This window comes from Ideonella sp., from assembly GCF_036277275.1.
Taxonomy (GTDB): Bacteria; Pseudomonadota; Gammaproteobacteria; order Burkholderiales; family Burkholderiaceae_C; genus Ideonella.
Map to the genome: position 1 here is coordinate 21,708 of NZ_DASUNH010000142.1, position 6,804 is coordinate 28,511.

A 6,804-nucleotide genomic window follows, 5' to 3' on the forward strand; every position below is an offset into this window, starting at 1 on the left:
TGATGGCCGGCCCGCTTGCCGCGACATACCAGAGGGAGTTTCATTGTGTTGACGACGATGTATCGGCGCGCCCGAGGCTGGAGTCTGCGCGCCGTCACGGGTTTGGCCGTGGCCATGTTGGCGGCCTGCGGCGGTGGTGGCGGTGGCGACGACAAGCCCGAGGAGCCGGAATGGACCATGGACTTCGCGCCCGGCACGCTGGAGGCCACCACCTACGAGGGTGAGTCGGTGACGGTCGTTTTCAACGGCGTCGGCAGCGTGAAGGCCAGCAACGTGTCGATCGACGTGACATCCAGCGATGGCGTGATCACCTCCAAGTCGACAAGCAGCGAAAACCTCGACCAGCGCTCCTTCGTGTTCACCGTCGAGGTCTCTCCCGACCTCTCGCCGGGTACCTATTCGGGCCTGCTCGACCTGCGGGTCTGCAACGGCGCCGATTGCCACGATCCCCGTTGGCCCCACTGGCAGCTGCCCTACCGCTTCACCGTGCATCCGGCTGCCAATCTGACGCCCTTGTCCAAGGTGGTCGGCGTCGATGCCTGGCAGACCTACCAGGGCAATGCGGCGCACGACGGCCACGTCAACGCCAGCTTCGCGCCGAGCACCTTCGTGCGCCGATTCGTCACCGAGTCAGGCTCCGTCCACGGATACAACGTGGCGGTCGAAAACGGGCTGGTGTTCGCGATCGCTCAAGACAACGCTCGTCATTGGTGGCTCAAGGCAATGCGCGAGTCAGACGGCGGCATGGCCTGGCAAAAGGATCTGGGCACGCTGTCTCATGTCAATCCGCCTGCCGTCGCCGGCGGCCAGGTGTACGTGACGTCGACCGGCCACGATGACAGCTTCTTCTGGGCCTTCGATGCGCTCACCGGCAGCCTCAAGGCCAAGCGCACCATCACGTCGCAGTGGGAGAACTACATGGCCCCCACCGTTTTTGGCGGCGCTGTCTACACCGAGAGCGGGTACTACGGCGGGATGTCCAAGTTCGACACCGCAGCAGTCGCCGAGCAGTGGACGATTGGATTGGATCAATTCGACCGGTGGTCGCCGGCCGTGGACAGCCATGCCGTCTATGCCTATGTCGGTACGACCCTGAGCGTGATCGACCCGGTCACTGGCGCCGTCAATTTCTCCGTCAGCGATCACGGCGGCTTGGGCATGGGTTCGGAGATGGGAGCGCCTGTGCTCGATGGCCAAGGCCACGTCTTCGCCGTCGACAGCGGCAGCCGCCTGGTGGCGTTCTCGCTGGCCGACAGGAATGTCCCGTGGTCCGTTGCCGGTGAACGGATCTCGAGCGACATCGCCGTGTCCAACCAGCTGCTGTATGTCGTGAACGGCCAGAAGCTCGAGGCGCGCTCGACCGCCACCGGCGCCGTGCGATGGAGCTGGCAGTTGCCCGAGGACATGACCTACAACGATCTTTATCCGAGTCGCTGCCAGGTCGTCGTGGCGAACAACCTGGTCTTCGTGTCCGCCATCGAGCGCACCTATGCGGTCGACCTGAGCAGCCACCAGAAGGTGTGGGAGTATCCCGAGGCCGGAACTCTGGCTGTTTCGGACAACGGCGTGCTCTACATCGCGCGGCGCGACGGCGGTAAGCTGAGCGCCATCAATCTGCACTGACCGGCCAGCCGCCAACAGAAACGGGCGCCTCGGCGCCCGTTTTCATTTCCGCTTCAGGCGTCAGTCCGCCAACGGCCCTTCGCTGCCCGTCAGCAGCGGGATGCTGCCATCCGAGCCGGCACCCAGCAGCCCGGCGCGGGTGTAGATGCCCAGCTTGGCGCGGGTGTCGCTGATGTCGAGGTTGCGCATCGTCAACTGGCCGATGCGGTCGGCCGGCGTGAACGGCGCGTCCTCGACCTTTTCCATCGACAGCCGCTCCGGCGCGTAGGTCAGGTTGGGGCTCGCGGTGTCCATGATCGAGTAGTCGTTGCCGCGGCGCAGTTCCAGCGTCACTTCGCCGGTGACGGCGCGGGCGACCCAGCGCTGCGCGGTTTCGCGCAGCATCAGGCACTGCGGGTCGAACCAGCGGCCCTGGTACAGCAGGCGGCCCAGGCGGCGGCCGTTGATGCGGTACTGCTCGATCGTGTCTTCGTTGTGGATGCCGGTGACCAGGCGCTCGTAGGCGATGTGCAGCAGTGCCATGCCCGGGGCTTCGTAGATGCCGCGGCTCTTGGCCTCGATGATGCGGTTCTCGATCTGGTCGCACATTCCCAGGCCGTGGCGGCCGCCGATGCGGTTGGCCTCTTCGAACAGCGCGACCGCATCGCCGAAGGTGCGGCCGTTCAGCGCGACCGGCACGCCTTCTTCGAAGCGCACGCTGACCGTCTCGGCCTTGACCACCACGTCGTCGCGCCAGAAGGCCACGCCCATGATCGGGTTGACGATGTGCAGGCCCTTGTTCAGGAACTCCAGATCCTTCGCCTCGTGGGTCGCGCCGAGCATGTTGGAGTCGGTCGAGTAGGCCTTCTCGACGCTCATCTTGTAGTCGAAACCGTTGGCGATGAGGTACTCGCTCATCTCCTTGCGGCCACCCAGCTCGTCGATGAAGGCCTGGTCGAGCCAGGGCTTGTAGATGCGCAGCGCCGGGTTGGCGAGCAGCCCGTAGCGGTAGAACCGTTCGATGTCGTTGCCCTTGTAGGTCGAGCCGTCGCCCCACAGGTTGACGCCGTCTTCGCGCATGGCGACCACCAGCGCGGTGCCGGTCACGGCGCGGCCGAGCGGGGTGGTGTTGAAGTAGGTCGCGCCGCCGGTGGAGATGTGGAAGGCGCCGCACTGCAGGGCGGCGATGCCTTCTGCCACGAGCTGTGCGCGGCAGTCCACCAGGCGGGCGATCTCGGCGCCGTAGGCTTTGGCCTTGCGCGGGATCTCGTCGTAGTCCGACTCGTCCGGCTGGCCGAGGTTGGCGGTGTAGGCGCAGGGGATGGCGCCTTTGGCGCGCATCCAGTGCACGGCGGCGCTGGTATCCAGGCCGCCTGAAAAGGCGATGCCGACGCGTTCGCCGGCGGGAAGCTTTTGCAAGATCGTGGCGGCCACAGGGTTCTCCGGGAAAACCCGTCGATTCTAGGGTGGCCGGCGGGTGTCCAGGCGCGCGAAGCGTCGCCGCCCGTCAAGTGGCGTGCGCGGATCTGGCTTCGCCAGTCCGATGCGCGAGCCCCCCGGGGGGCTCGCCCTGGAAGGCGCCGTGGGGGCTCAGAATCTGTAGCTGACGCCCAGGCCGCCGTGGTTGCCGTCAACCTTGCCACCGACCAGGCGGTTGCTCTTGTAGCTTTCGTCGACGTAGCGCAGGAACACGCTGGTGTGCTCGCCGAACAGGTACTCGCCCTGCAGCACGAAGCCGATGCTCGAGCGCATGTTGAAGTCCGCGAAGTCGTCGCTGGCGTCGCCGGATGTTTCGAAGCTCGAGTTGAAGGCCTTGCGCAGGCCGCCGCCCAAGCGGATGCGCTCGTTGGCGTTCCAGAAGCCCAGCACCTCCAGCGGCACGCGCGAGAAGCTCAGCGAGGCGTTCTTCGCGTCGACGCGGTCGAAGTGGTAGCCGATCGTGGTCTGGATCGCGAACCGGCCGTTCGGATCGCGGTACTCGACGCCACCGAAGAGGTGGGTCAGGCCGCCGCTGGAGATCTTCTGGTTCGGGCGGTCGCCCTCGAATTCGACTTCGACCAGCGTCTTGCCGCCGCCGGTCAGTTCGGCGCCAATCAGCGGGCGGAAGCCTTCGGCGGCGAAAGCGGGGGCGGTGGCGGCCAGCACCAGCGTGGCTGCGGTCAGAACAGTCTTGATTTGCATGGTTTCTCCCTCTCAGGATCGCTGCGGCCTGAATGGCCGCGTGAGTGCATGAAAAAGCGCGCTCGCCACAACGGTGAGCGCGCTGGGCGCGATCCTAGCCGCGGGGTGGGTCAGTTTCTCGGGTAGTTGCGCATTGACAACGAGGCGGCACTAGGAAGTGCGCGAATTGCCCGGTGCCGACTCCAGCAACCTCACCAAAACGTGCAGTGCCCGGTTGACAGGCGTCGGCACGCCCAGCGCCTGGCCGCGCCGGACGATGAAACCGTTCAGGTGGTCAATCTCGCTCGGCTTGCCGCGCATCAGGTCTTGCGCGGTCGACGAGAACTGGCCCGGCATCGTCGCGGCAATGCGCTGCACCGCCGGCCACGGATCGGCCAGCGTGACGCCGCTGGCCTGGGCCACCGCGACGCATTCGGCCACGATGTCGCGCATCAGCGGCAGCACACCATCCCCCTGCACCAACTGGCCGTAAGGCAAGCGGCTGATCGCCGACAGCGCGTTGTAGGCGCAATTGAGCACCAGCTTGCTCCACAGGGCTGCGTCCACGTCCTGAGCCAGCTCGACTGCCACGCCAGCCTGCGTGAACAGGGCCTGCACCGCTTCGGGCGAGGGCTGGCTGCCCTGTGCCGCCCAGCGCGCCAGCACCAGCTCGCCGCGGCCGTGGTGGCGCACGTGGTCCGGCGCCATCATCTCGGCCGCCACGTAGACCACCGCCGCCGCGACCTGGTTCGATGGCGACAGCCGCGCCGCCAACCTGGCGGCGTTGTCGACGCCGTTCTGCAGGCTCAGCACCACCGCGTGCGACGGCAGGTGCGGCGCCATCTGGGTGCCGGCACTCTCGGTGTCGCCCGATTTCACGCAGCACAGCACCAGCGCGCAGTCGGCCAGCGCGGAGGCGTCGGTGCTGGCCTGGACGGGGAACCGCTCATCGAAGCTCTGCGCCTGCAGCCGCAGGCCCTCGTCGCGCAAAGCGGCGACCTGGGCCGGCCGACCGATGAAGACCACGGGCACGCCGGCGCGCGCCAGCATCGCCCCGTAGTAGCCACCCACTGCCCCCGTACCCATCACGCCGATTTTCATGGGGGTGACCATACCGCAGGCTTTTGCAACAGGCGGGCTGTGGACACTACGCACGGGGTGCCGCCCAACTGCCGGCATCATCCGACCTACCCACGCCCACGCCATGGAACCGCCACGCTGCCTGCGCCGAACGACCGCGGATCGCCGCCGCGGCGTTGCCTGAGCATGTCGGCGGCGATTGCCTACAAACTGCTGGCGGTCATGCTGATCGTTGGCTTTGGCTACATCGTCGGCCGCCTGCGCTGGCTCGGGGCGGCCGAGGCCGAGCCGGCGCGGGTGCTGTCCAACGCCGCGTTCTACATGTTCGCGCCGGCGCTGTTCTTCCGCACCACCGCCCGGCTGGATCCGGCCGCACTGCCCTGGCCGATGATTGCCGCGTTCTTCGTGCCGGTGGTCGCGCTGATGCTGGTGCACTACGCCGCGCAACGTTGGCGCCGGGTCGAACGTGGCCTGCCGGCCGCCGCGCCGGCGGTGCGGACAATCGCGGTGGCCTTTGGCAACTCGCTGCAGATCGGCATTCCAATCGCCGCCGGTGTCTTCGGCGAGACCGGCCTTGGCCTGCACCTCGCGCTGGTCAGCGTGCATGCTTTGGTGCTGCTGCTGGTGGTCACGACGCTGGTCGAGTTGGACCTGGCGCGCGAGCGGGCACAGGGCGCGAGCCGAGTCGGCGGCCTGGGCGCGGTGCTGTGGGCGACGCTGCGCAACACCGTCGTCCACCCCGTGGTGCTGCCGGTGCTGGCGGGCGCGGCCTGGCGGGCCACGGGGCTGCCGCTGCCCGGCCCGGTCGACGAGGTGCTGCAATTGCTCGGCACCGCGGTGGTGCCGCTTTGCCTGACGCTGATCGGCATGTCGCTCGCCTACCTGGGTTTCCCCCGCTCGCTGCGTGGTGCGCTGGGGCTGACGCTGCTGAAGCTGATCGTCCAGCCGGCGCTGGTGTGGGCGGTGGCCTGGGGCGTCTTCGGGCTGCGCGGCTTGCCGTTGCAGGTCGTGGTGATGCTCGCGGCACTGCCGTCGGGCACGAATGCGTTGATGTTCGCCCAGCGCTACCGGGCACAAGAGGCCGAAACCACCGCGGTCAACGTGATCTCGACACTCGCTTTCGTGGCCACCGCGCCGGCCTGGCTCTGGTTACTGACTGCTTTCAGTAACATCGACTGACGGGTTGTCCCGCAGGCCGGGGCGTACCGCGCCGTGCGCCGGCGTGAAAGAATGCCGCATCGTTGGCGCCAAGGAAGTAGGCGGGCGCGGGCGTTCGATCGACCTGCCCAGGAACTGACCTGCCTTACAGAACCGTTCATGGACAGTCGACCCATCTCGCCGAACCCTCCCGCTACAGAACCTCGCTTCGATGTGTTCATCCGCCTGCCCCGCGGCATGAGCCCCGAGGAGGCACAGCAGCGCGTCGAGCGGGCCGGATTGACACCGGCCCAGGGCGCCAGCATCTGCGCCGCCTTGCGCCAGGTGCCGGTGGTGCAGGTGCGCAAGTCGATCGACGAGTTGCGCGCCCGCAAGACCGAGCACCAGTTGAGCCTGGCCGGCCTGAAGGTCGAAGTCAAGCGCGTGCCGAAGGCCGCCCAGGCGGCCGGGGCGCCAGTGATTCCCGATGCGTCGCATGAGTCGGCCGACACGACGGCGCTGGCGCCCCCGGTGGCGCAGGCGCCGGCCGTGGCCGCGGCTGCCACGGTGGCGGTCGTGCAGCGTGTCGCCGCGGCGCCGGCCACCCCATCGCCGCCGCTGCCACCAGCGCCGCCGGCCGTCCCGCCGGCACCGGCGCCGCCGCCCCCTCGCCTGGAACGCCAGCACGCCGAGGACCCGGAAGACTTCGAGTTCAACCTGCAGCCTGGCCCGGACGACGACGAAGACACGATCTATTCGCCGCAGAGCACCCGGCCGGCCACCCAGCCGGGGCCGTCGACCGAGCTGCCGCCTCGCGATGCGCCG

5 protein-coding genes and 1 pseudogene are annotated in these 6,804 nt (G+C 68.0%); 3 read left to right on the forward strand and 3 right to left on the reverse strand.

Annotated features, from left to right (window positions below):
• Positions 1 to 45 precede the first annotated feature (45 nt).
• Complete coding sequence (locus tag VFY73_RS25000) at positions 46 to 1,623, forward strand: PQQ-binding-like beta-propeller repeat protein (protein WP_329723978.1); 1,578 nt, start codon at positions 46 to 48, stop codon at positions 1,621 to 1,623.
• A 60-nt stretch (positions 1,624 to 1,683) separates the two neighbouring features.
• Here the strand turns inward: VFY73_RS25000 and argG are convergent, their stop codons facing one another.
• The 3 genes from argG to VFY73_RS25015 all read right to left on the reverse strand — a co-directional run bounded on the left by argG (position 1,684) and on the right by VFY73_RS25015 (position 4,863).
• The gene (gene argG / locus VFY73_RS25005) at positions 1,684 to 3,036 is read right to left on the reverse strand and encodes an argininosuccinate synthase (RefSeq protein WP_329723980.1); all 1,353 of its coding nucleotides are present in this window, start codon (positions 3,034 to 3,036) and stop codon (positions 1,684 to 1,686) included.
• Positions 3,037 to 3,192: 156 nt separating this feature from the next.
• Positions 3,193 to 3,783, reverse strand: a complete 591-nt coding sequence (locus VFY73_RS25010) for an outer membrane beta-barrel protein (protein ID WP_329723981.1) — start codon at positions 3,781 to 3,783, stop codon at positions 3,193 to 3,195.
• A 150-nt stretch (positions 3,784 to 3,933) separates the two neighbouring features.
• The gene (locus VFY73_RS25015) at positions 3,934 to 4,863 is read right to left on the reverse strand and encodes a 2-dehydropantoate 2-reductase (protein ID WP_329723983.1); all 930 of its coding nucleotides are present in this window, start codon (positions 4,861 to 4,863) and stop codon (positions 3,934 to 3,936) included.
• Positions 4,864 to 5,028: 165 nt separating this feature from the next.
• On the opposite strand from VFY73_RS25015, the gene VFY73_RS25020 reads away from it, so the two are divergent.
• Both VFY73_RS25020 and VFY73_RS25025 read left to right on the forward strand, forming a co-directional pair.
• Complete coding sequence (locus tag VFY73_RS25020) at positions 5,029 to 6,021, forward strand: AEC family transporter (RefSeq protein WP_329723985.1); 993 nt, start codon at positions 5,029 to 5,031, stop codon at positions 6,019 to 6,021.
• A 138-nt stretch (positions 6,022 to 6,159) separates the two neighbouring features.
• Positions 6,160 to 6,804: pseudogene (locus VFY73_RS25025) on the forward strand (hypothetical protein); the annotation flags it as partial.